The 18,802-nt window shown below is 72.5% G+C and carries 19 protein-coding genes; 9 read left to right on the plus strand and 10 right to left on the minus strand.

Annotated features, from left to right (window positions below):
• Nucleotides 1-48: 48 nt before the first annotated feature.
• The gene (locus ACFZB9_RS34900; protein WP_329585835.1) at nucleotides 49-231 is read right to left on the minus strand and encodes a thiazolylpeptide-type bacteriocin; all 183 of its coding nucleotides are present in this window, start codon (nucleotides 229-231) and stop codon (nucleotides 49-51) included.
• Nucleotides 232-410: 179 nt separating this feature from the next.
• Between ACFZB9_RS34900 and ACFZB9_RS34905 the strand changes: the two genes are divergently transcribed.
• A complete protein-coding gene (locus tag ACFZB9_RS34905; RefSeq protein WP_391453915.1) occupies nucleotides 411-1,673 on the plus strand; it encodes an amidohydrolase in 1,263 nt (420 codons plus the stop codon).
• Between the two features lie 38 nt (nucleotides 1,674-1,711).
• Here ACFZB9_RS34905 and ACFZB9_RS34910 read toward each other — a convergent pair whose 3' ends face one another.
• On the minus strand, nucleotides 1,712-2,440 hold the full coding sequence (locus tag ACFZB9_RS34910; RefSeq protein WP_391453916.1) for an SDR family oxidoreductase: 729 nt from the start codon (nucleotides 2,438-2,440) through the stop codon (nucleotides 1,712-1,714).
• A 50-nt stretch (nucleotides 2,441-2,490) separates the two neighbouring features.
• On the opposite strand from ACFZB9_RS34910, the gene ACFZB9_RS34915 reads away from it, so the two are divergent.
• A complete protein-coding gene (locus ACFZB9_RS34915; protein ID WP_391453917.1) occupies nucleotides 2,491-2,994 on the plus strand; it encodes a MarR family winged helix-turn-helix transcriptional regulator in 504 nt (167 codons plus the stop codon).
• A gap of 32 nt (nucleotides 2,995-3,026) precedes the next feature.
• On the opposite strand, the gene ACFZB9_RS34920 is transcribed toward ACFZB9_RS34915, so the two are convergent.
• Nucleotides 3,027-3,656, minus strand: coding sequence for a DUF1707 domain-containing protein (locus ACFZB9_RS34920; protein WP_391453919.1), 630 nt, complete (start codon nucleotides 3,654-3,656; stop codon nucleotides 3,027-3,029).
• A 156-nt stretch (nucleotides 3,657-3,812) separates the two neighbouring features.
• Here ACFZB9_RS34920 and ACFZB9_RS34925 point away from each other — a divergent pair, with 156 nt between their 5' ends.
• Nucleotides 3,813-6,191 (plus strand): molybdopterin cofactor-binding domain-containing protein, encoded by a 2,379-nt coding sequence (locus tag ACFZB9_RS34925; RefSeq protein WP_391453963.1) that lies wholly within the window; start codon nucleotides 3,813-3,815, stop codon nucleotides 6,189-6,191.
• Nucleotides 6,192-6,261: 70 nt separating this feature from the next.
• Nucleotides 6,262-6,738 carry a (2Fe-2S)-binding protein gene (locus ACFZB9_RS34930; RefSeq protein ID WP_391453921.1) on the plus strand — a complete coding sequence of 159 codons (477 nt, stop codon included), beginning with the start codon at nucleotides 6,262-6,264 and terminating at the stop codon, nucleotides 6,736-6,738.
• Nucleotides 6,739-6,757: 19 nt separating this feature from the next.
• Here the strand turns inward: ACFZB9_RS34930 and ACFZB9_RS34935 are convergent, their stop codons facing one another.
• Entirely contained in the window at nucleotides 6,758-7,225 is a 468-nt protein-coding gene (locus ACFZB9_RS34935) for a hypothetical protein (protein ID WP_391453922.1), read from the minus strand.
• A 229-nt stretch (nucleotides 7,226-7,454) separates the two neighbouring features.
• Complete coding sequence (locus ACFZB9_RS34940) at nucleotides 7,455-7,913, minus strand: hypothetical protein (protein ID WP_391453923.1); 459 nt, start codon at nucleotides 7,911-7,913, stop codon at nucleotides 7,455-7,457.
• A 266-nt stretch (nucleotides 7,914-8,179) separates the two neighbouring features.
• Here ACFZB9_RS34940 and ACFZB9_RS34945 point away from each other — a divergent pair, with 266 nt between their 5' ends.
• Both ACFZB9_RS34945 and ACFZB9_RS34950 read left to right on the plus strand, forming a co-directional pair.
• On the plus strand, nucleotides 8,180-9,793 hold the full coding sequence (locus ACFZB9_RS34945; protein WP_391453924.1) for a peptide chain release factor 3: 1,614 nt from the start codon (nucleotides 8,180-8,182) through the stop codon (nucleotides 9,791-9,793).
• 119 nt (nucleotides 9,794-9,912) lie between these two features.
• The gene (locus ACFZB9_RS34950) at nucleotides 9,913-10,695 is read left to right on the plus strand and encodes a hypothetical protein (RefSeq protein ID WP_391453925.1); all 783 of its coding nucleotides are present in this window, start codon (nucleotides 9,913-9,915) and stop codon (nucleotides 10,693-10,695) included.
• Between the two features lie 76 nt (nucleotides 10,696-10,771).
• Here the strand turns inward: ACFZB9_RS34950 and ACFZB9_RS34955 are convergent, their stop codons facing one another.
• Nucleotides 10,772-12,838: a hypothetical protein gene (locus ACFZB9_RS34955; protein WP_391453927.1), complete on the minus strand. Its 2,067-nt coding sequence runs from the start codon at nucleotides 12,836-12,838 to the stop codon at nucleotides 10,772-10,774.
• A 230-nt stretch (nucleotides 12,839-13,068) separates the two neighbouring features.
• On the opposite strand from ACFZB9_RS34955, the gene ACFZB9_RS34960 reads away from it, so the two are divergent.
• The gene (locus tag ACFZB9_RS34960) at nucleotides 13,069-13,698 is read left to right on the plus strand and encodes a GNAT family N-acetyltransferase (protein WP_391453929.1); all 630 of its coding nucleotides are present in this window, start codon (nucleotides 13,069-13,071) and stop codon (nucleotides 13,696-13,698) included.
• Nucleotides 13,699-13,717: 19 nt separating this feature from the next.
• Here the strand turns inward: ACFZB9_RS34960 and ACFZB9_RS34965 are convergent, their stop codons facing one another.
• Nucleotides 13,718-14,302 (minus strand): TetR/AcrR family transcriptional regulator, encoded by a 585-nt coding sequence (locus ACFZB9_RS34965; protein WP_391453930.1) that lies wholly within the window; start codon nucleotides 14,300-14,302, stop codon nucleotides 13,718-13,720.
• A gap of 148 nt (nucleotides 14,303-14,450) precedes the next feature.
• On the opposite strand from ACFZB9_RS34965, the gene ACFZB9_RS34970 reads away from it, so the two are divergent.
• On the plus strand, nucleotides 14,451-15,290 hold the full coding sequence (locus ACFZB9_RS34970; RefSeq protein WP_391453931.1) for a carboxymuconolactone decarboxylase family protein: 840 nt from the start codon (nucleotides 14,451-14,453) through the stop codon (nucleotides 15,288-15,290).
• A 60-nt stretch (nucleotides 15,291-15,350) separates the two neighbouring features.
• On the opposite strand, the gene ACFZB9_RS34975 is transcribed toward ACFZB9_RS34970, so the two are convergent.
• Nucleotides 15,351-16,052, minus strand: a complete 702-nt coding sequence (locus ACFZB9_RS34975) for a rhomboid-like protein (protein ID WP_391453933.1) — start codon at nucleotides 16,050-16,052, stop codon at nucleotides 15,351-15,353.
• Entirely contained in the window at nucleotides 16,049-16,582 is a 534-nt protein-coding gene (locus ACFZB9_RS34980) for a helix-turn-helix domain-containing protein (RefSeq protein ID WP_391453935.1), read from the minus strand. Before ACFZB9_RS34980 ends, ACFZB9_RS34975 begins: the two co-directional genes overlap by 4 nt.
• Before the next feature lie 88 nt (nucleotides 16,583-16,670).
• On the opposite strand from ACFZB9_RS34980, the gene ACFZB9_RS34985 reads away from it, so the two are divergent.
• A complete protein-coding gene (locus ACFZB9_RS34985) occupies nucleotides 16,671-17,621 on the plus strand; it encodes an alpha/beta fold hydrolase (protein WP_391453937.1) in 951 nt (316 codons plus the stop codon).
• Nucleotides 17,622-17,797: 176 nt separating this feature from the next.
• Here the strand turns inward: ACFZB9_RS34985 and ACFZB9_RS34990 are convergent, their stop codons facing one another.
• Nucleotides 17,798-18,400, minus strand: coding sequence for an acetate uptake transporter (locus tag ACFZB9_RS34990; protein ID WP_391453939.1), 603 nt, complete (start codon nucleotides 18,398-18,400; stop codon nucleotides 17,798-17,800).
• Between the last annotated feature and the right edge of the window lie 402 nt (nucleotides 18,401-18,802).

Consider the following 18,802-nt stretch of genomic DNA (forward strand, 5'->3'; position numbering starts at 1 on the left):
CCCCGGCCGCTGCTCGTACCGGGGGGCCGCCGTACCGCCGCCGCTGGATCAGGCGGTGCAGCTGGTGGTGCTGGTGGTGCTGGAGCAGGTGCTGGTGCTGGAGCAGCTGGTCGACGAGCCGAGCATGACCTCGCTGGTGTCCGAGTAGTCGCTGATCTCGAAGGTCTCCGACTCCAGGTTCAGGATCTCCTCGGCCAGGGAGGCGAGGGAGTTGTTCTGCGGGGCGGCCATGGGAACTCCTTCGTACGGGGGTTGGCACGGGCCGGGACCGCGGGCCCCTCGAACAGGTACCCACCATCCCGCAACACCCTTTCTACGCCGCACCGCTGGCACCCCCGACTGCGGTCCGCTGGCACTCCACTGACCACCCACCGCCGACCCGCTCACCACGAGGACAGGAGAGACCCCCCATGACGACGACCAGCGCCCTCACCCGGGCCGCCGAGCTCTACCTCGAACTGCACCGCGATCCGGAGCTGTCCGGCGCCGAGCAGCGCACCGCCGCCCGGTTCGCCGACTGGCTGACCGGCGCCGGCTACCAGGTCGTCCAGGGGGTCGGCGGCCACGGTGTCGTCGCCGCCCTGCGCAACGGCCCCGGTCCGGTGGTGCTGCTGCGCGCCGAACTCGACGCGCTGCCCGTCGAGGAGCGCACCGGCCTGCCGTACGCCAGCACCGCCACGGCCCGCACCGCCGACGGTCGCACGGTCCCGGTGATGCACGCCTGCGGCCATGACGTGCACCTCGCCTGCGCGGCCGGCGCTGCGGCCGCGCTGGCCCGGGCCCGCGACCGGTGGCGCGGCACCGTCCTGGTGGTCGGCCAGCCGGCCGAGGAGACCCTGCAGGGCGCGGCGGCGATGCTCAGCGACGGCCTCTACCAGCGGTTCGAGCCGCCCCAGGTGGTCCTCGCCCAGCACACCGCCCCGCTGCCGGCCGGCCTGGTGGCCCACGCGTTCGGCCCGGTGACGGCAGGCAGCCGCACGCTGCGGCTGGTGATCCACGGGCGGGGCGGCCACGCGGCCGCCCCGCATCTGGCGGTGGACCCGGTGGTCGCGGCGGCTGCCGTGGTGCTGCGCCTGCAGGCCGTCGTGGCGCAGGAGACCAGCCCCGCCGAGCAGGTGGTGGTGACGGTCGGCTCGCTGGAGGCGGGCAGCCAGGGCAACGTGATCCCCGACCGGGCCACCCTCACGGTGACCGTGCGGGGCTTCTCCGAACAGGTGCTGGACCGGGTCAGTGCGGCCGTGGCCCGGGTGGCGGGCGGCGAGGCGGCGGCCTCCGGCTGCCCGCGCGAGCCGACCGTCGAGCTGCTCTCCCGCTCCGGGGTCAACCTGCCCGACCCCGGCCTGACCGAGGCCGTGCGGGTCGCGCACCAGGCCGCCTTCGGCACGGCCCGGGTGGCGCAGTGGCCGCCGGCGCTGGCCACCGAGGACTTCCCGCTCCTCGGCGAGGCCGGTTTCGACCTGCACGGGGTGCGCGGCATCCGGACCGCGTACTGGATGCTCGGCATGGTCGGTGCCCGCCAGTGGGCCGAGGCGCCGGGCAGCGGCCCGGCGGAGAAGATGGCCGCACTGCCGCCCAACCACTCCCCCGAGTTCCGCCCCAGCGTCCGGCTCACCCTGCAGACCGGCATCACCGCACTGGTCAGCGCGGCCACTGCTGCGCTGGGGCCCGCCTGAGCGGCGCAGCGGGGCGGGGCGGCGCAGCGGCTGCGGGCTCAGGCCACGCCGCCGTTGACCCGCAGGGTCTGGGCGCTGACCCAGGAGGCGGCCGGGCTCAGCAGGTAGGCCACCGCCTCGGCGATCTCCTGGTACCCGCCCAAGCGCCGCAACGGGGCCTGGGCGCGGAAGCGTTCGAGGTCCTGCTCGGTCTTGCCGTCGCGGAACATCGGCGAGTCGACCAGCCCCGGGGCGACGGTGTTGACCCGGATGCCCCGGGGCCCGAGCTCCTTGGCCAGCACCCGGGTGAGGGCCTCGACCCCGGCCTTCGCGGCGAGGTAGACGCCCAGGCCAGGGGTGCCGACGGCGACGGCGGTGGAGGAGAGGTTGACGATGCTGCCGCCGGAGGCCAGGCGCCGGGCGGCCTCCCGCATCCCGTACAGGGCGCCGAGCAGGTTGGCCCCGAGCAGTTCGCCGATCAGCTCGTCGCCGCTGTCCGCCAGCGGCGCCACCCGGCTCGCCCCCGCATTGTTCACCAGCGCGCCGACCGGGCCGAACGCCTCCTCGGCGCGGTCGAACAGCGTGCTCACCCCGGCGCTGCGGGAGACGTCGGCACAGACCGCGACCGCCCGGCCGCCACCCGCCTCGATCTCCCGTACCACCGCCAACGCCCGCTGCTCACCCCGGCGGTAGCCCACGGTCACCGGGCACCCGGCCAGACCCATCCGCAGCGCGACGGCCCGCCCGATCCCGGCCGACGCCCCGGTCACCAACACACTTGTTGTCATGACAACCACTGTGGCATGCATGGGTTGCCATGGCAACCTATGCTGGAGACATGGACCCCATCGCAAGCAGTGACCCCCACAGCAGTGACCCCAACAGCAGCAGCAACGACGGCAACGGCAGCAGCGGCAGCGAACCGCTCAGCAGCGACGAACTGGCCCTCTGGCACGCCTGCAAGGCCCTCGGCACCGTGGTCACCCAGCAGGTCGGCGCCGCCCTCACCGCCGCCACCGGCCTCTCCGGCACCGACTACGGCGTCATCTCGCGCCTGGCGGACCTGGGCCCGGGACGCCTGGGCCAGCAGGCACTGACCGACTCCATGGGCCTGAGCAAGGGCGCCATGTCCCATCAGCTGACCCGGATGACCCACCGCGGCCTGGTGCTGCGCGAGAAGTCCGGCAGCGCCAGCACCGTCATCCTCACCGACCACGGCCACACGCTGCTCCAGCAGGCCCGCCCGGTGCACGCCGAGGCCGTCCGCAGCCAGCTGCTCGACCGGCTCACCGCGGACGAGCGGGCCACCCTGCTGCGGATCGCCACCCGGCTCGCCCGGTAACCCGGGCCGCGCCCGGGCGAACTGTCGCCCCGTCAGCGAGCGGCCGCCCCCGGGTGCGGGCGCCGCAGCAGCCAGGCCCAGAAGCCACGACGCGCCGGCCGCGCCACGATGTGGCCGCTGCGCACCGACCCGGAGATCTCCACCCGCAGCACCGTCGGCTCCTGGTCGCCGCGGGCCCGCTTGACCTGGACAGCGCCGCTGTCCACGCTCACCTCGTCGACGTCGACCATCATCCCCGGCCTGGTGATGATGACCAGCGACCCGCTGCGCACCTCCGCGTCGATCCGCAGCACCGGCTGGGCGATCACCGCCTCGGTGAAGTCGAGCTTCACGCTGCCGCTGGCCACCGTGACGTCGAAGGCCCGCGGCACCACCCAGCGGCCGACCCGCTCGGTGTGGCCGCTGTCGCAGTCGATCCGCACCAGGTCCTTGACCTCCGGCGCCGCCGAACCCGCCACCGCGGGCAGGTCGGTGACCAGCACCGCGAGCTCGCTGCCGGTGCGCGCGGTCAGCGCGCGCTCCAGCCGCTCGTCCAACTCCGCGGCGGTCAGCCGGCCGTCCCCGGCGGCGATCCGCAACTGCTCCGCCACCCGGTCGCGTTCCTCGTGCGACACCCGCAGCTCCGGCCGGTGCTGCCCGCCCGGCGACATCTCACCCGTCATGCCAGGTACCTTATGCGCTCGCCTCGGACGCACGGTACTACCGGCGGGTAGGAATGCGGCACCCCGGCGGCACGCCCGCCCGGGCAGGCCCCTAGGCTTGGCGCGATCATGCCCCGCTCGACCGGTCGGCAGCAGCCCTGCCAGGAGGACATGTTGATGCACGCTCAGGGCTCCGAGCCACCGCACGCCGACCTCGACGCCGCCCCGCACGTCGACGCCGCTGCCACCGCCCCGCAGGCCGGGCGCGGGCTGCGCCGCCGGCGCTTCCTCGGCTACGTGGTCGCGGCGCCGACGCTGCTGGTGGCCGCGCAGCTGGAGGAGACGGCGCTGGCGCCGACGCCGGCCGCCGCGGCCATCCCCTCGCTGCCCGAGCCGGCCGACATCCTCGACCTCACCGACCTGCTCACCACCGCGTCGCTGCCGACCTCCGGCCTGATCAGCATCCAGCTGAACACGGACGGGACCGCGACCTTCGCCCTGCCGCGCGCCGAGGTCGGCCAGGGCATCACCACCTCCACCGCGATGCTGATCGCCGAGGAGCTGGACCTCCCGCTCGCCCAGGTGCGGATCACCCTCGCCGACGCCCGCCCCGAGCTGCTCTTCAACCAGCTCACCGGGGCCTCGAACACCACCGTCTCCACCTACACCCCGGTCCGGGTGGCCGCGGCGATCGCCCGCCAGCGGCTGCTGGCGGCCGCCGCCGCGCGCTTCGGCGTCCCCGCCTCGACGCTGACCACGGCCGCCGGCGTGGTCAGCTCGCCGAGCGGGCAGCACGCCGACTACGGCTCGCTGGCGGCGCAGGCGGCCAGCCAGGTCACCCTCCAGGTCGGCGTCTCGCTCAAGCAGCAGACGGACTTCAAGGTGATCGGCACCGACCAGCAGCGGATCGACGCGCTGGACATCGTCACCGGTCGCAAGCAGTTCGCCATGGACCTCACGGTGCCGAACGCGCTGCCGACCATGGTCTGCCGGCCGCCGACGGTCAACGGCACTCCGCTCTCGGTGCAGAACCTGGCGGCGGTGAAGGCGATGCCGGGCGTCACCGACGTGGTCACCATCTCGACCGGCGTGGCGGTGCGCGCCAGGACCTTCGGTCAGTGCATCGACGCCGTCCGCGCGCTGCAGGTGACCTGGGGGCCGGGCACCGAGGACGGCTCCTCCGACAGCACCGTGCTCCAGGAGCTGCAGGCGGCCGAACTCCCCTTCGCGGTACCGCCGGTGAACCTGCTGGCGAAGACCATCGAGTCCACCTTCACCTTCGCCTTCGCCAGCAACTCGGCGCTGGAGCCCAACTGCGCCATCGCCGACGTGCGTCCGGGGCGGGCCGAGGTGTGGGGTTCGCTGAAGTCGCCGATCGTGGCGCAGGGGGCGATCGCCGCCAAGCTGGGGCTGCTGCCGGGCGCCGTCACCGTCCATGTCACCCAGGGCGGCGGCTCCTTCGGCCGCAAGCTGTTCTTCGACGCGGCCCTGGAGGCCGCCGAGATCTCGCAGCTGATGGGCAAGCCGGTGAAGCTGATGTGGCACCGCACCGACGAGTTCCGCCAGGGCCGCACCCACCCGATGTCCGTCTCCCGGGTGCGGGCGGTGCACGCGCTGGGCCAGGTGCTCAGTTTCGAGCAGCGGCACAGCTCGGTGGCCACCGACTTCGGCCACGGCCTCGGCGAGATCGTCACCGCGCTGGTGGCCAAGCTGCCGGTCGGCGACATCGGCTTCTCGGAGACCATCTTCGGACTGAGCCAGGAGACGCCCTACAACTTCGGCCTCACCACCCAGTTGCTCAGCGAGGTGGACAAGGGCTTCAACACCGGCAGCATGCGCGGCATCTACTCCCCCAACGTACGCTGCGCCCAGGAGTTGATGGTCGATCAGCTCGCCGCCGCACTGGGCCAGGACCCGTACCGGTTCCGCCGCCAGTCGCTGAAGGACAAGCGCGCCGTGGCGGTGCTCGACCAGGTCGCCCAACTCGGCTCCTGGGGGCGCACGATGGCCCCGGGTACGGCCCAGGGCATCGCGCTGCACCCGGAGTACCACAGCGTCGCCGCCGTCCTGGTCGAGATCGACTGCACGCCGCAGACCACCGGACGCCAGATCCCGGACGCCTGCACCGGGCCGCGGGTCACCAAGGTGGTCTGCGCCGTGGACGCCGGGATCGCGGTCAACCCGCTGGGCCTGAAGGCACAGATGATGGGCGGCATCATGGACGGCATCGCGCTCGCCCTCACCTCCGGCCTGCACCTGGAGAACGGCGTTTTCCAGGAAGGCAGTTGGGACAACTACTTCTACACCCGGCAGTGGAACACCCCGCCGGACCTGGAGATCGTGGTGATGCCGCCGAGCGGTGACACCCCCGGCGGGGCCGGCGAGCTGGCGGTCGGCTCGGCGATGGCCGCGGTGGCCTGCGCCTACGCCCGTGCCACCGGGACCATGCCGACCAGCTTCCCGATCAACCACGCGGCGCCGCTCGCCTTCGACCCGCTGCCGACCTCCCCGCCCATCCCGCAGTCCCCCGTCGACGGCCTGACCCGCGCGTACTGATCCGCGCGTACCGATCCACGCGTACTGATCCGCGCGTACCGAACCGCGCCTACTAGGAGTTTCGAGAACCGTGCCCCAACACACCTTCATCCTCAACGGCGCGCCGGTCACGGTGGACGTGGAGGACGACGTCCGGCTGCTCTGGGTGCTGCGCGACGTCCTGGGCGTCACCGGCCCCAAGTACGGCTGCGGGCTGGGCGTGTGCCAGGCCTGCACCAGCCACATCAACGGCAAGGCGTTCAACCCGTGCTCGGTGCCGGTCGCCTCGGTGCAGCCGACCGACCGGATCACCACCATCGAAGGCCTGCCGGCCACCGTCGGCAAGGACCTGCACCCCATGCAGGAGGCCTGGCTGGAGTTCGACGTGGCGCAGTGCGGCTACTGCCAGCCCGGGCAGATCATGGCCGCGGTGGCCAAGGTCCAGCAGGCCCGGGCGGCCGGCCGCGAGATCGACGACGCCGACCTCGACGAGATCCGCAACATCTGCCGCTGCGGCACCTACGTGCGGATCCGCGAGGCGATCGCGGCCGGCGCGAAGAACTTCTAGGCCAGGCCGGAAAGGCCGCCTAGTACCAGCGCTGGTTCTGGTTGTTGTAGTCGGTGCCGTTCACGTAGACGCTGCCCACGTTGTACGTGCCGGCCCAGTCCAGGAAACCGCCGCTCTGGACGTTCTGGAGCTTGAATCCGGAGCCGGCGTAGACCTCCCGCCAGCGCTGGTACGAGTTCGTGCCGTCCTGGCCCGAGTTGCAGTTCTCCGTGTACGCCTGACTTCCGTAGCCCGTCAGGCAGCGCCCGAACCTGTCGACCTCGTTCCAGGTGCCGTCACTGTTCTGGACGTCGTGCCACTCCCAGCCCACGGTGCTGGCGCCCACGGCACCGCCGGCGGGCTGCGAGCCGAGGAAACAGCACTGGCCGTTCGCGCCGTTCTTCCAGGTGATGGTCCCGTTCGCGTGGGCGGCGCCGGTGAAGCCGATCAGCAGAGCAGGAACGGCCGCAGCCGTCGCGAGTGCCTTTGCGGCACGCTTCTTGAACACAGTGATTCCCCCTGGAAAAGTCGATTCGTTCTGTCGGCTCGAAAAGAATTGGCACACCGTCTTCCGGGTGCATCTTGAGCGAACTTGTCGAACGCTAGCACAGCTCCATATCTGTCAATATCCGACTATTGGCACATTGACTGGGTTTGCCCCCCGCCTCGCAAACCTCACGCGCACTGCCGCCGGATATGCGAAACCCGGCCATTCACACGGTTGGCGGCCGGGCGGATCAATCCACCACCACGGTGACCTTCCAGGGGAGCACGACGTGCGAGCAGACGACGCCCGGGGTGGGCACGCAGCGGCGGTAGGCGGTGATCTGGCCGCTGCCGCTGCCCTGCGCGGTGAACGCGGCCCAGGCGCTGCCGTCCGGTGCGGTGCCGCCCGCGGTGCGCCGCAGCACGGCGCTGTCACCGGCGGCGGGCTCGGTCCAGGCCAAGGTGGTGCCGCCCGCGCTGGAGCCGGCGAGCCGGACGTCGATCCGGTCACCGGCCGCCACCCGCACGGTCTGCCCGTTGCTGTCGTTGGTGAGCGTGACATCGTCGGCCACGCCCTGCGGCGCGGCGTGCAGCGCGCTGGGCACGGCGGCGGGGGCGGCGACCGCCGCGGGGGCGCCCGCGCTCAGCGCCAGGGCCGCGCCGAGGGCCAGCGCGGTGAGGGGGGTGGTCAGGTGCTTCGTGGCGTTCATCGGCACTCCGGGGACGAGGGGGGAGGACGGGGACGGACGGCTGTCATCCGTATACCGGCCACCGGCCCCGGCCCGGCGCGCCACGCCCACCGCTTCACCCCATCGCGTGAACGACGGGGACGGACGGGACTCCCTACCCCACCATTCGGTCCCAGACCGGTCAGCCGAATAGAATCGCCCCTTGGGCCTGCGGACCAGACGTCGGGCTCACAGGTGCGGGGAGGCTTCCGCCGGGCCTGCTGCCTATCCGCATCCGAGGGAACACGTTGAGCAACGAACAGTCCATCCCCGTCCTGCAGGTCCTGGGCGAGGCCGGCCGCCGCCGGACCTTCGCCGTGATCAGCCACCCGGACGCGGGCAAGTCCACCCTCACCGAGGCGCTGGCCCTGCACGCCCGGGCGATCACCTCGGCCGGCGCCGTGCACGCCAAGGGCGGCCGGCGCGGCGTGACCAGTGACTGGATGGAGCTGGAGCGCGAGCGCGGCATCTCGGTGACCTCGGCGGCGCTCCAGTTCGAGCACCGCGGCCACATGATGAACCTGGTCGACACCCCCGGCCACGCCGACTTCTCCGAGGACACCTACCGGGTGCTGGCGGCCGTCGACTGCGCGATCATGCTGGTCGACGCGGCCAAGGGCCTGGAGGAGCAGACCCGCAAGCTCTTCGCGGTCTGCCGCCACCGCGGCGTCCCGGTCATCACCTTCATCAACAAGTGGGACCGCCGCGGCCGCAACGCGCTCACCCTCCTCGAGGACATCGAGACGATCCTGGGCATCACCCCGGTGCCGGTGGTCTGGCCGGTCGGTGACGCGGGCAACCTGCGCGGTCTGGTCGAGGCCGGGAACACCGACCAGATGCTGCGCTACACCAAGGTGCCGGCGGGCACCCACGCCGCCCTGGAGGAGACGCTCAGCGCCGAGCAGGCGCAGGAGCAGGAGGGCGAGGACTGGTCGAACGCCCTGGAGGAGCTGGAGCTGGTGCTCTCCTCCGGCCCCGGCTACGACCAGGAGGCCTTCGAGGCCGGCCAGATCAGCCCGGTCTTCTTCGGCGCCGCACTGACCAACATCGGTGTGAAGCTGCTGCTGGACGCCGTGGTCGACCTGGCCCCGGCGCCGGGCCCGCGCCCGATGGTCAACGGCAACGCGCGCGAGGTGGGCGAGGACTTCTCCGGCCTGGTCTTCAAGATCCAGGCCAACATGGACCCGGCGCACCGCGACCGGATCGCCTTCGTCCGGGTCTGCTCCGGCGTCTTCGAGCGCGGCATGAACGTCACCCGCGCGGCCAGCGGCCGTTCACTGACCACCAAGTACGCGCACACCGTCTTCGGCGCCGAGCGCACCGTGGTCGACACCGCCTTCCCCGGCGACGTGGTGGGCCTGATCAACGCGGCCGCGCTGCGCGTCGGCGACACCCTGTACGTCGGCAAGAAGGCGGAGTTCCCGCCGCTGCCGGCCTTCGCCCCCGAGTACTTCGCGGTGGCCCGGCCCAAGGACATCAGCCGCTCCAAGCAGTTCCGCCGCGGCGTCTCGCAGCTGGACGAGGAGGGCGTGGTCCAGGTGCTGGTCTCGGACCGCCGCGGTGACCAGGCGCCGGTGATGGCCGCCGTCGGCCCGATGCAGTTCGACGTGGTGCTGCACCGGATGGAGCACGAGTTCTCCTCCCCCATCACGCTGGACCACCTCAGCTACCGCCTGGCCCGGGTCACCGACCCGGCCGGCGCCGCCGAGGTGGGCAAGTCCCGGCTGACCGACGCCGAGGTGCTCACCCGCCGCTCGGACAACGTCCTGCTCGCCCTGTTCGGCGACAAGTGGCACCTGAACGCCTTCCAGCGGGCCAAGCCGGACGTGCTGCTGGAGCCGCTGATCGCCACCGCGGACTGATCCGGCCCGGGTGCGCCCGCCATCGGCCCGCCAACGGCCGGGGGCGGGCGGGGGCGGGCGCACTCACAGAATGTCTACAAACTTGTAGACGCTCATCCGGGTGTGCCATCCTGCCGCCCATGACGACCACCCATCCGCACGTCAGCAGCCCGCCCGGGGCGGGCCTGCGTGTGATGAACAAGGTGCCAGAGGCGACCGCGACCTTCTGGACCATCAAGGTGCTGACCACGGGCATGGGCGAGACCGCCTCGGACTTCCTGGCCCACCTGCTGAATCCGATCATCGCCGTCGGCATCGGCGGCCTCGGCCTGCTGATCTGCCTGGCGCTGCAGTTCACCGTGCGGCGCTACATCGCCGCGGTGTACTGGGCCGCCGTCGTCATGGTCAGCGTCTTCGGCACCATGGCGGCCGACACCCTGCACGTCGCGCTGCACGTGCCGTACGCCGCCTCGGCACCGGCCTTCCTGATCGCCCTGGTGGCCATCTTCGCCACCTGGTACCGCACCGAGGGCACGCTCTCCATCCGCAGCATCCGCACCCGGCGCCAGGAGGCCTTCTACTGGGCCACCGTGCTGGCCACCTTCGCGCTCGGCACCGCGGTGGGCGACCTGACCGCCACCACCTTCGGCTGGGGCTACCTGAGTTCGGGCATCGCCTTCGCCGTGCTGATCGCGCTGCCGGCGCTGGCGCACCGGCTGGTGGGCCTGGGCGCCGTGCCGGCCTTCTGGATCGCCTACGTGCTGACCCGCCCGCTGGGCGCCTCGTTCGCGGACTGGATGGCGGTCTCGCACGAACGCGGCGGCCTGGACCTGGGCCTGGGCCCGGTGACGCTGGGCTGGACGGTGGCGATCCTCGCCCTGGTCGCCTTCGTCGCGGCCCGCCGCGGCGAGGCCCGCGACTGACCCTCCCAAAATCCCTACCAGTGACACCGCGTGCGGTGTGGGCGCCGACCAGGCCCGCACCGCACGCGGTGCCGTTTCAGTGCGCCCCAGGGCGCAGGGTGACGGTGAGGATGGTGCGGTACTCGGCGGGCGCCGCGGCCCCGACGGTGTAGCGGGCCGCCGGATCGGTGCCGTAGACGCTGCCGGTGGTGGGCAGCGGCTTGGGCGTGGAGTAGCCGGCGAAGACCATGGTCAGGCTGCCGTTGTCGTTCTGCACCACGGTCGGGTCGTAGACCCGGCCCGCGTAGTAACCGGCCACGCCCAGGGCACCGCCGGTGGCGGCCTGCTCGGCCAGCGGGGCGAAGGTGTAGTCGGTGCCGAGCAGCTTCTGCGGCGCGGACCAGCTCTTCCCGTCCTTGGAGGAGGAGTAGAAGATCTGGTTGAACGCGTCGCTGTCGCCGTCCGAGGCGTAGGCGCCGGACAGGAAGAGGCCGTAGCTGCCGTCCGGGTTGGTGATCACGGTGCCGCGCGAGCCGATCCAGCGCAGCACGCTGTCACTGCTGCTGCTCGGGTCGCCCAAGCCGCCGACCTGGCCGAGGTCGGTGAAGTGCAGGCCGTCGGTGGTGTAGGCGGCGCGCACCACGGTGTAGTCCTCGTTGTTGCCGAAGAGCGACTTGGGCTTGTTCTTGCCCTCGCCGATCGCGGCCAGCCGCGCGTAGGGCACGGTGGCCGCACCGGGCGCCCCGACACTGCTGCCCTTGGCCACCGAGCCGCTGCCGCCGGTGCAGCCGGTCAGCGCGGTGGGCGCGGCGCCGGTGCAGGTGACCTGGACGATGCCGGCGGCGGTGCCCAGGCTCACGGTGACCGAGCCGCCGGCGGGCTTCAGCCGCGAGCTGTCGGCGACCGGGATGCTGGCGGCCGGCAGCGTGACGGCAGCCGTGGTGGTGGTCGGCGTGAAGTAGTTGACGATCTTCTCGGTGTACAGCACCGCCACGCTGCCCTTGGGCGCGCCCGGGTACCGCGGCAGGGTGCTGATGATGCCGTCGGGGGCGATCAGGCCCGAGGTCTGCTGCGCGGTGGCCGGGATCACGGCGTCGGCCTTGACCGCGTCACCGGCGGCGATGTTCACGCCGCCCGGGGTGCGGGTGGTGCAGCCGGTGAAGGCGGTGGCGGTGGCCGCGTTGTCGTTGCAGTCGACCGTGACGCCGTCCACCGAGAAGTGGCCCGGCTGCTCGAAGTTCGCGGTGCTGCCGACGTTGATCGTCACGCCGTCGCCGCCGGGGCCGGCCGGCACGCCGACGGCGGCCGTGGCGCTGGTGGCGCCGCCCATGCCGACCGGCTCGGCGGCGGGCAGGCCGGCCAGCGGGTCGCCGTCCCGGGGCGTGAGGCGGTGGACGATCAGGTTGGTGCCCAGGGTGTCGCCCGAGGGACGGGAGAGCGTGTAGAGCACCTGGCCGCGGTGGCCGGTGCCGGCGTAGTTCGGCACGTTCAGCACGAAGGCGTGGCCCTGGCCGTCGTCGTTGGTGTTGCCGTCGGGGCACAGCCCCGCGTTCTGCTCCAGCGCCTCGCCGGCGTACTTCCAGGTCTTGCCGTGGTCGGTGGAGGTGGCGGCGACCACCGCCTCGTCACCGTCCTTGGGGCGGTAGTCGAACAGGCCGTTGAGCGTGTGGCCGCCGTCCTGGCTGGTGACGAAGGGGAAGTAGTACGGCTGCATCGGCAGCGTGCTGCCCTTGGGCTGGCGCAGCACCGCGCCGGTCTCGGGGGTCGGGCCGCCGCTCGCGCAGTAGCCGGTCAGCGGGCCGGGGCTGCCGGTCACGCCGCTGGCGGCCGGCACCGCGCCCGAACCGGCCGGGTCGACGGCCAGGTTGGGGTAGTTCACCCCGCCCGCGCTCACCGTGCCGGTGCCGCCGCCGGAGTAGACCGGCAGGCTGTCGCTGTACGAGGGGCCGAGCGTCAGGTCGCCCTGGGCGAGCGTCCAGGGGCCGCCCTTGACCCGGTCGACCGACGGCGTGCCGACGGTGTAGGTCACCGGACCCCGGTGGTGACCGCCGCCCCACCAGCCGTTGTCCGGGCCGGCGGCCAGGGCGGGGCTGGTGGTGGCGGCGAGTGCGGCAATGGCGGTCGCGCCGACGGCGAAGGCCGTCCTGGCCTGGCGACGAGGCATCCTGTTCCTCCCGGTTGCGCCCGTGCCGGGCCCGGGGTGGGCAAGCCGCACGGGGTCAGCCGTGATCCTGGCCGCTCGCCGCGCCGAGCGGCAGAGGGTCGCGGCAATGTTCATCAGCCGTTCGCCACAGGGTCCATGACCCGTCGTCGGGCCCCCGGCAGGGCCCCAGCGGACTGTCAGCTCGGGATATCCGGTTCCGCATCGAGGCCTTGATCGGGTACAACGTCCCGATGACCGCTGAACCGATCTCTGCGCCGGCCGCCCCCGCTCCCGCCTCGCGGGCCCTGACGCCCCGCAGCCTGCTGGCGGGCGACCTGATGCTGCGGCCCCTTGCGCAGGGCGACGAGCCCGCCGTGGCCGAGGCGCTGCGGGATCCCGGGATCCTGCGCTGGGCCGCGGGCCGGGCCGTCACCGAGGCACCGGAGGGCGAGCGGGCCCGGCGCTGGCTGGAGCCGCGGCTGGCGGGGTGGGCGGCGGGCAACGCGTGGTTCGCCGTCACGCAGGCCGAACAGGGCGTGCTGCTCGGCGCGTTGAGCGTCCGCGAGGTGAACCGGCTGCCCGACCAGGCGGTGGTCACCTACTGGGTGGCGCCGTCCGCCCGCGGGCGGGGCATCGCCGCCAAGGCGCTGGACGCGGCGGCCCGTTGGGCGTTCGCCGGGGCGGCGGACGGCGGGCTCGGGCTGCACCGGATCACCCTGGACCACGCGCTGCTCAACACCGCCTCGTGCGCCGTCGCCGCGCGCGCCGGGTTCGGGACCGAGGGCACCATGCGGGACTACTACGTGGACACCACCGGTCTGCGGCACGACTCGCACCTGCACGCCCGGCTCGCCACCGACGGGCCGGCTCCGGTCGGTTAGGGTCCGGGCGCCCGGGCGTCTAGTGCCGTGGGCGCAGCCCGTCCAGGACGCGCTCGACCGTGGCGCGGGCGTCGAAGCCGTCGAGCGGCTCGGTGCCGAGCAGGAAGCGGTAGTAGACCGGCGCGTAGAGCTGTTCGACCATCAACCGGGCGGGTATGTCCGCGCGCAGCTGCCCGGCCGCCACGGCCCGATCCAGGCGGGCCCGGCACTGGCGGGTGCGCGGCTCGGTGATGGTTTCGCGGACGGCTGCCGCGACCTTCGGGTCGCCCTGGGCCTCGGCGATCACCCCCCGGTAGACGGCGCCGACGTCGCTGTTGAAGAGCCGCACCACGTTGTCGATCTGGCCGGCCAGGTCGGCCACCACGTCGCCGGTGTCGGGGAAGTCGGTGGCGGTGCCCATCCGCTCGTTGATGCTCTCCAGGGCCAGCGCGCCCTTGGACGGCCACCAGCGGTAGATGGTCGGCTTGCCGACGCCCGCCGCGGCCGCGATGGCCTCGATGGTGAGCTTCGGATAGCCGTTGCGGACGGCCAGTTCGAAGGTCGCGTCGAGGATCGCGCGGTGCGAGCGGGCGCTGCGGCGGGCGGGGCTTGGCTCTGGGGTCATGGGATCACTCTACCGCCATGACGTGACGATACGTTTCGTTTCGAAAGTCCTTGCGGGCCGACTTAGACTGGTTGTACGTTACGGAACGTTCCGTAACCCGGGAGCCGCGCCAGAAGCCCCGTCTCCCCCATCGCCCCGGAGGGTCGCCATGTCCGCCACCGCCACCACCACGCGCTACGACCGCGGCCTCGCGCTGCTCCAGGAGGTCAGCGGCACCCCCTTGCCGGGCGTGCTCAGCAGCCTCGCCGACATCGCACCCGATCTGGCCCGCTACACCATCGAGTTCGGCTACGGCGACATCTACCACCGGCCCGGACTGACCATCCGGCAGCGGCAGTTGATCAATATCGCCGCCCTCACCGCGCTGGGCACCGCTGCCCCGCAGCTGCGCTTCCACATCGCCGGCGCGCTCAACGTCGGTGTCACGCACCGCGAGATCGTGGAGACGATCATCCACACGCTGATCTACGCGGGCGTGCCCGCCGCGCTCAACGGCCTGACCGTCGCCCGCCAGGTCTTCGCCGACCGGCCCGACCCCGAGCAGGCCGAGCTCGGCGACCCCGACCGGAGCCAGGTCCGCCCGACGGAGACCTCCGAGGAGCGCTACCAGCGCGGACTCGCCGCCCTGCGGGAGATCGACGGCCATGCGGGCGAGCAGGTGGTGGCCGCACTCCAGCACATCGCGCCCGATCTGGGCCGCTACATCATCGAGTTCAGCTTCGGCGACATCTACAGCCGCACCGGACTCACCCTCCTGGAGCGCGAGTTGGCCTCGGTGGCGGCCTGCACCGCGCTGGGCACCGCGGCACCGCAGCTGCGGGTCCACCTGCACGGGCTGCTCAACGTCGGGGGCAGCCGGGAGGAGGCGGTCGAGACGATCATCCAGATGGCCGGCTACGCGGGCTTCCCCGCCGCCCTCAACGGCATCACCGCGGCCCGCGAGGTCTTCGCCGAGCGCGACACCGACCCGCACACCGCCGGGCGCTGATGGCTCACCCGCACCCGGCCGTCCGCCTGTCCGGCAGTCCGGCGGTCCGCCCGTCCGGCCTCAACTCCGTTGGCGCCGTTGACGCCGACGGCCGATGGCGGTGCCGACGACGGCCACGGTCAGGCCGATCAATGCGGCCGAGACGTGGCCGATGGTGACGAAGCCCGGCAGCCGCCCGTACCAGCGGGCCGAGCTGAGCGGATACAGCACCGCGGCCGCCGCCCACCAGGGCCGGGCCCAGCGCGGCACCAGCACGGTGGCCGCACCGACGGCGGCGATCGACACATAACTGACGCCATAGTCCAGCGTGTGCCGCACCTCCTGCGGATACGTCCCGTTGCGGGTGGCCACCGTGATGACGGCCGTCGTGACCAGGGTTGCGCCCAGGTGGCCCGCCAGCGCCGTGCCGACCGCGCGCAGCGTGCCGAAGCGGCGCTCCAGCAGTGCCAGGCAGCCGGCCAGGCCGACGCCGATGATCAGCAGGTAGTCCAGCCAGCTGCCGTCGTCGACCACCAGCATGCTGCCGAACAGCGAACCGACCGGGTGCCGGCCCATGTTGTCGAGATTGGTGCTGATGGCGAGCAGCACCTTGCCGGCGGTCTCGGCCGGCAGCAGCTGCTTGACCACCAAGGTGTCCACCAGGAGCAGCACGAGGTAGCCGAAGGTCGCCGGGCTGCGCCGCGGACAGCCGGCCAGGCCGCGCCCGAGCCGTCGCAGGCGCCCGGCGGGGCTCACCCTCCCGCCGTGGGCCCGAGGGCTCATGCGGGGTCCTCGGCGGGAAAGAGGATCGGGCTGATCAGGTGCCGGGTGCGCCCGGGCGCCGGCTCGTTCGCCATCCGGGCCACGATCGCCCGGCGCAAGTCGGCGATCAGCTCGGCTCGTTCCTCCTCGCTGAGCCAGATCGCGTGCTGCCGGTAGCCCACCTGGTCGGCGCCCGGGTCGACACCCTCGCGGTCCAGGTAGGCGTTGAACTCGGCCAGCAGCACGGCCATCGCCGCCGCGAACGCCCGGCGGTGCAGGTCCGGCGAGGCCGCGGCGGCCGCGTCCGCACCGATCACCGCCCGCGCCCGCCGCAGCCGGTAGCAGCGCTCGACGGCGCCGCGCACCCGCTGCTCGCTGTCCACGTCGAGCAGCCCGCCCTCGGCCAGCAAACCGACATGTCGATACACCGTCGCCTTCGACACGTCGGGCAGCAGGGCGCAGAGCTGAGAGGTGGTCAGCGCCCGCCCACCCGACATGGCGTGCACGATGCGCAGCCGCACCGGGTGCAGCAGCAGGTCGACGGAGTCCATGGACAGACAATCTCACGTCGTATACCTTTCTCAAAGTTGAGAATGTTAAGCGGCAGAGCCACCGTCAGATCGTCGAGGGAGCACACCGATGCCACAGCCGTCGCCCACCGACCCGAGCGCCACCGCGAGCACCACCACAAGCGCCGGCACCGCCCTGGCCACCCCGCCGCTGGGGCGCCACTTCGAGGCCGGCGGCCGACAGCTCCTGCTGCACCGCTCCGGCATCGGCGGCCCGACCGTGGTCTTCCTGGCCGGGTCCGGCGCCATGAGCCTCGACTACCTCAACATCCACGACCGGGTCGCCGAGCTGACCCGCAGCGTGCTCTACGACCGGGCGGGCAACGGCTGGAGCGACCCGGTCGCGCTCCCCCGGACCGCCGCCGAGGTCACCGACGAGCTGCGCGAGCTGCTGCGCGCCGCCGCACTGCCGGGGCCGTACGTGCTGGTCGGCCACTCGCTCGGCGGCGCCTACGCGCGCCACTACGCGCGCCGCTTCCCGGGCGAGGTGGCCGGACTGCTGCTGCTGGACCCCTTCCACGAGTCCATGCTGAGCCTCGCCTCCGAGCAGATTCGCGCGAAGCTGACCGAGCTGCACGACTCGCAGCCCCCGGAGCCGACCGACGACCAACTCCACCGGGCCCGCGAGGCGCTCGGCCCGACGTTCGCCAACTGGCCGCAGGAGGTGCGCGAACCGCTGATCGAGCGCCACCTCGCCACCTGGCGCAGCGGCCTGGCCGAGGGTCGCAACCTCTACGTCGAGGTGGCCGAGGAGCTGCGGCAGGCACCCCCGCTGCCCGACATCCCGCTGATCGTGCTGACCGCGATGGGGGTCGATCCCGTTCAGGTCCAGCTGTGGTCCGAGGAGACCGCCCGGGAAATGAACGAGGGCAAGCACCGCCTGCACGCGCAGCTCGCCGCCGAGGTGCCGCGCGGCGAGCAGCGCGTCCTCCTCGACGCCGGGCACGCCTGGCTGCACGAGGAACGTCAGGACGCCGTGCTCCAGGCGGTCGGGGACCTGCTGGGCATGGTGGGCCGCTGAGGCCGGAGGCCGCCGCGGGTCCACTGCGGTCGGTGGACAGCGGGTCGCCGGGCGCGCCCGGCAGCGAGGCGGCGGACCAGCGGGTGCCACGGCCTCCGCCTCGCGGGTCCGGACACGTCCGGGCCGGGCACCACCCCAGCGGCGCCCGGCCCGGACCGGTCCTCAGCCCCGCGGGCTCAGCGGGCCGGCCAGGTGGGCAGGATCGGCCGCTTGAAGGTGTAGGCCGTGACACCGGCGAACGAGGCGTACCAGGCCAGCACCGCGGTGAGCAGGCCCAGCCAGCCGCCGGCCTTGGTGACGCTGTCGTAGGGCCCGAAGGAGCCGGCCGCGAGCAGCGCGAACGTGACGGTCAGCGACACGAAGACGGCCAGCACCGCCCCACTGACCCGCAGCGCGGCCACCGACATGTAGGCGGTGAAGATCGTCCAGGCGAGCAGGAAGAGCCCAACACCTTGGTGCTCATGCGGATTACTGTCGAGCCCCGGCAACACGTCCTTCGCCAGGAAGTAGTAGGCGAGCCAGAACGCGCCGAAGGAGCTGAACGCGGTGGCACCGAAGGTGTTGCCCTTGCGGAACTCCCACATCCCGGCCAGCAACTGGGCCACGCCGCCGTAGGCGAGGGCGAGGGGCAGCACCACGGCGCCCACCTTCGCGTCCAGCAGGTTGGCGTTGAAGCAGCTCAGGACGAAGGTCGTCATGGCGAAGCCGGCCAGGCCCAGCGGGGCGGGGTCGGCGATCTCGACTGGGGCGGGGGACGCGGCGGACTGCTCAGTTGCCACGGGCGTCTTCCTTTCGGGGCATGGGACGAATGCGCGACAGGACAAGTATGTTGACGTGAATAGACGTTTTGAAACAACCGGCGCGCGGGGTTTTTATGAGTCCGCTGAACTGTCACCCGTAGATCTGGTCATTTTGTTGCCCAAGAGGCCTATGTGACGACCGGGAAAAGGATGAGCCGCTCTTCCGTCAGCACATCCGTGCGCAATTAATCGAACAGGAAGGGCATATGAGAACACTTGAACGCATCCGCTGACCCACCCGAACCCCCCGCCACCCACCGGGCACCGTCTCCACCGAGCCGTCCCCCACTGTTGTGGTCCTGTTCGCGCACGGGACTACGCAGGTCAGGCTACCTGCGAGTAGCATCCGCAGCCGGTGGCCACCAGGAGGCTGCCGCACCG

The organism is Kitasatospora sp. NPDC008050, from assembly GCF_042957465.1.
Taxonomy (GTDB): Bacteria; Actinomycetota; Actinomycetes; order Streptomycetales; family Streptomycetaceae; genus Kitasatospora.

Bases quoted from the DNA above. Each gene is read 5' to 3' on its own strand.
- ACFZB9_RS34950 (WP_391453925.1), top strand. From the start codon at position 9,913: ATGACGACCACCCATCCGCACGTCAGCAGCCCGCCCGGGGCGGGCCTG.
- ACFZB9_RS34965 (WP_391453930.1), bottom strand. From the start codon at position 14,302: ATGACCCCAGAGCCAAGCCCCGCCCGCCGCAGCGCCCGCTCGCACCGC.
- ACFZB9_RS34980 (WP_391453935.1), bottom strand. From the start codon at position 16,582: ATGGACTCCGTCGACCTGCTGCTGCACCCGGTGCGGCTGCGCATCGTG.
- ACFZB9_RS34975 (WP_391453933.1), bottom strand. From the start codon at position 16,052: ATGAGCCCTCGGGCCCACGGCGGGAGGGTGAGCCCCGCCGGGCGCCTG.
- ACFZB9_RS34915 (WP_391453917.1), top strand. From the start codon at position 2,491: ATGGACCCCATCGCAAGCAGTGACCCCCACAGCAGTGACCCCAACAGC.
- ACFZB9_RS34920 (WP_391453919.1), bottom strand. From the start codon at position 3,656: ATGACGGGTGAGATGTCGCCGGGCGGGCAGCACCGGCCGGAGCTGCGG.
- ACFZB9_RS34955 (WP_391453927.1), bottom strand. From the start codon at position 12,838: ATGCCTCGTCGCCAGGCCAGGACGGCCTTCGCCGTCGGCGCGACCGCC.
- ACFZB9_RS34925 (WP_391453963.1), top strand. From the start codon at position 3,813: ATGCACGCTCAGGGCTCCGAGCCACCGCACGCCGACCTCGACGCCGCC.
- ACFZB9_RS34960 (WP_391453929.1), top strand. From the start codon at position 13,069: ATGACCGCTGAACCGATCTCTGCGCCGGCCGCCCCCGCTCCCGCCTCG.
- ACFZB9_RS34900 (WP_329585835.1), bottom strand. From the start codon at position 231: ATGGCCGCCCCGCAGAACAACTCCCTCGCCTCCCTGGCCGAGGAGATC.
- ACFZB9_RS34970 (WP_391453931.1), top strand. From the start codon at position 14,451: ATGTCCGCCACCGCCACCACCACGCGCTACGACCGCGGCCTCGCGCTG.
- ACFZB9_RS34910 (WP_391453916.1), bottom strand. From the start codon at position 2,440: ATGACAACAAGTGTGTTGGTGACCGGGGCGTCGGCCGGGATCGGGCGG.
- ACFZB9_RS34905 (WP_391453915.1), top strand. From the start codon at position 411: ATGACGACGACCAGCGCCCTCACCCGGGCCGCCGAGCTCTACCTCGAA.
- ACFZB9_RS34940 (WP_391453923.1), bottom strand. From the start codon at position 7,913: ATGAACGCCACGAAGCACCTGACCACCCCCCTCACCGCGCTGGCCCTC.
- ACFZB9_RS34985 (WP_391453937.1), top strand. From the start codon at position 16,671: ATGCCACAGCCGTCGCCCACCGACCCGAGCGCCACCGCGAGCACCACC.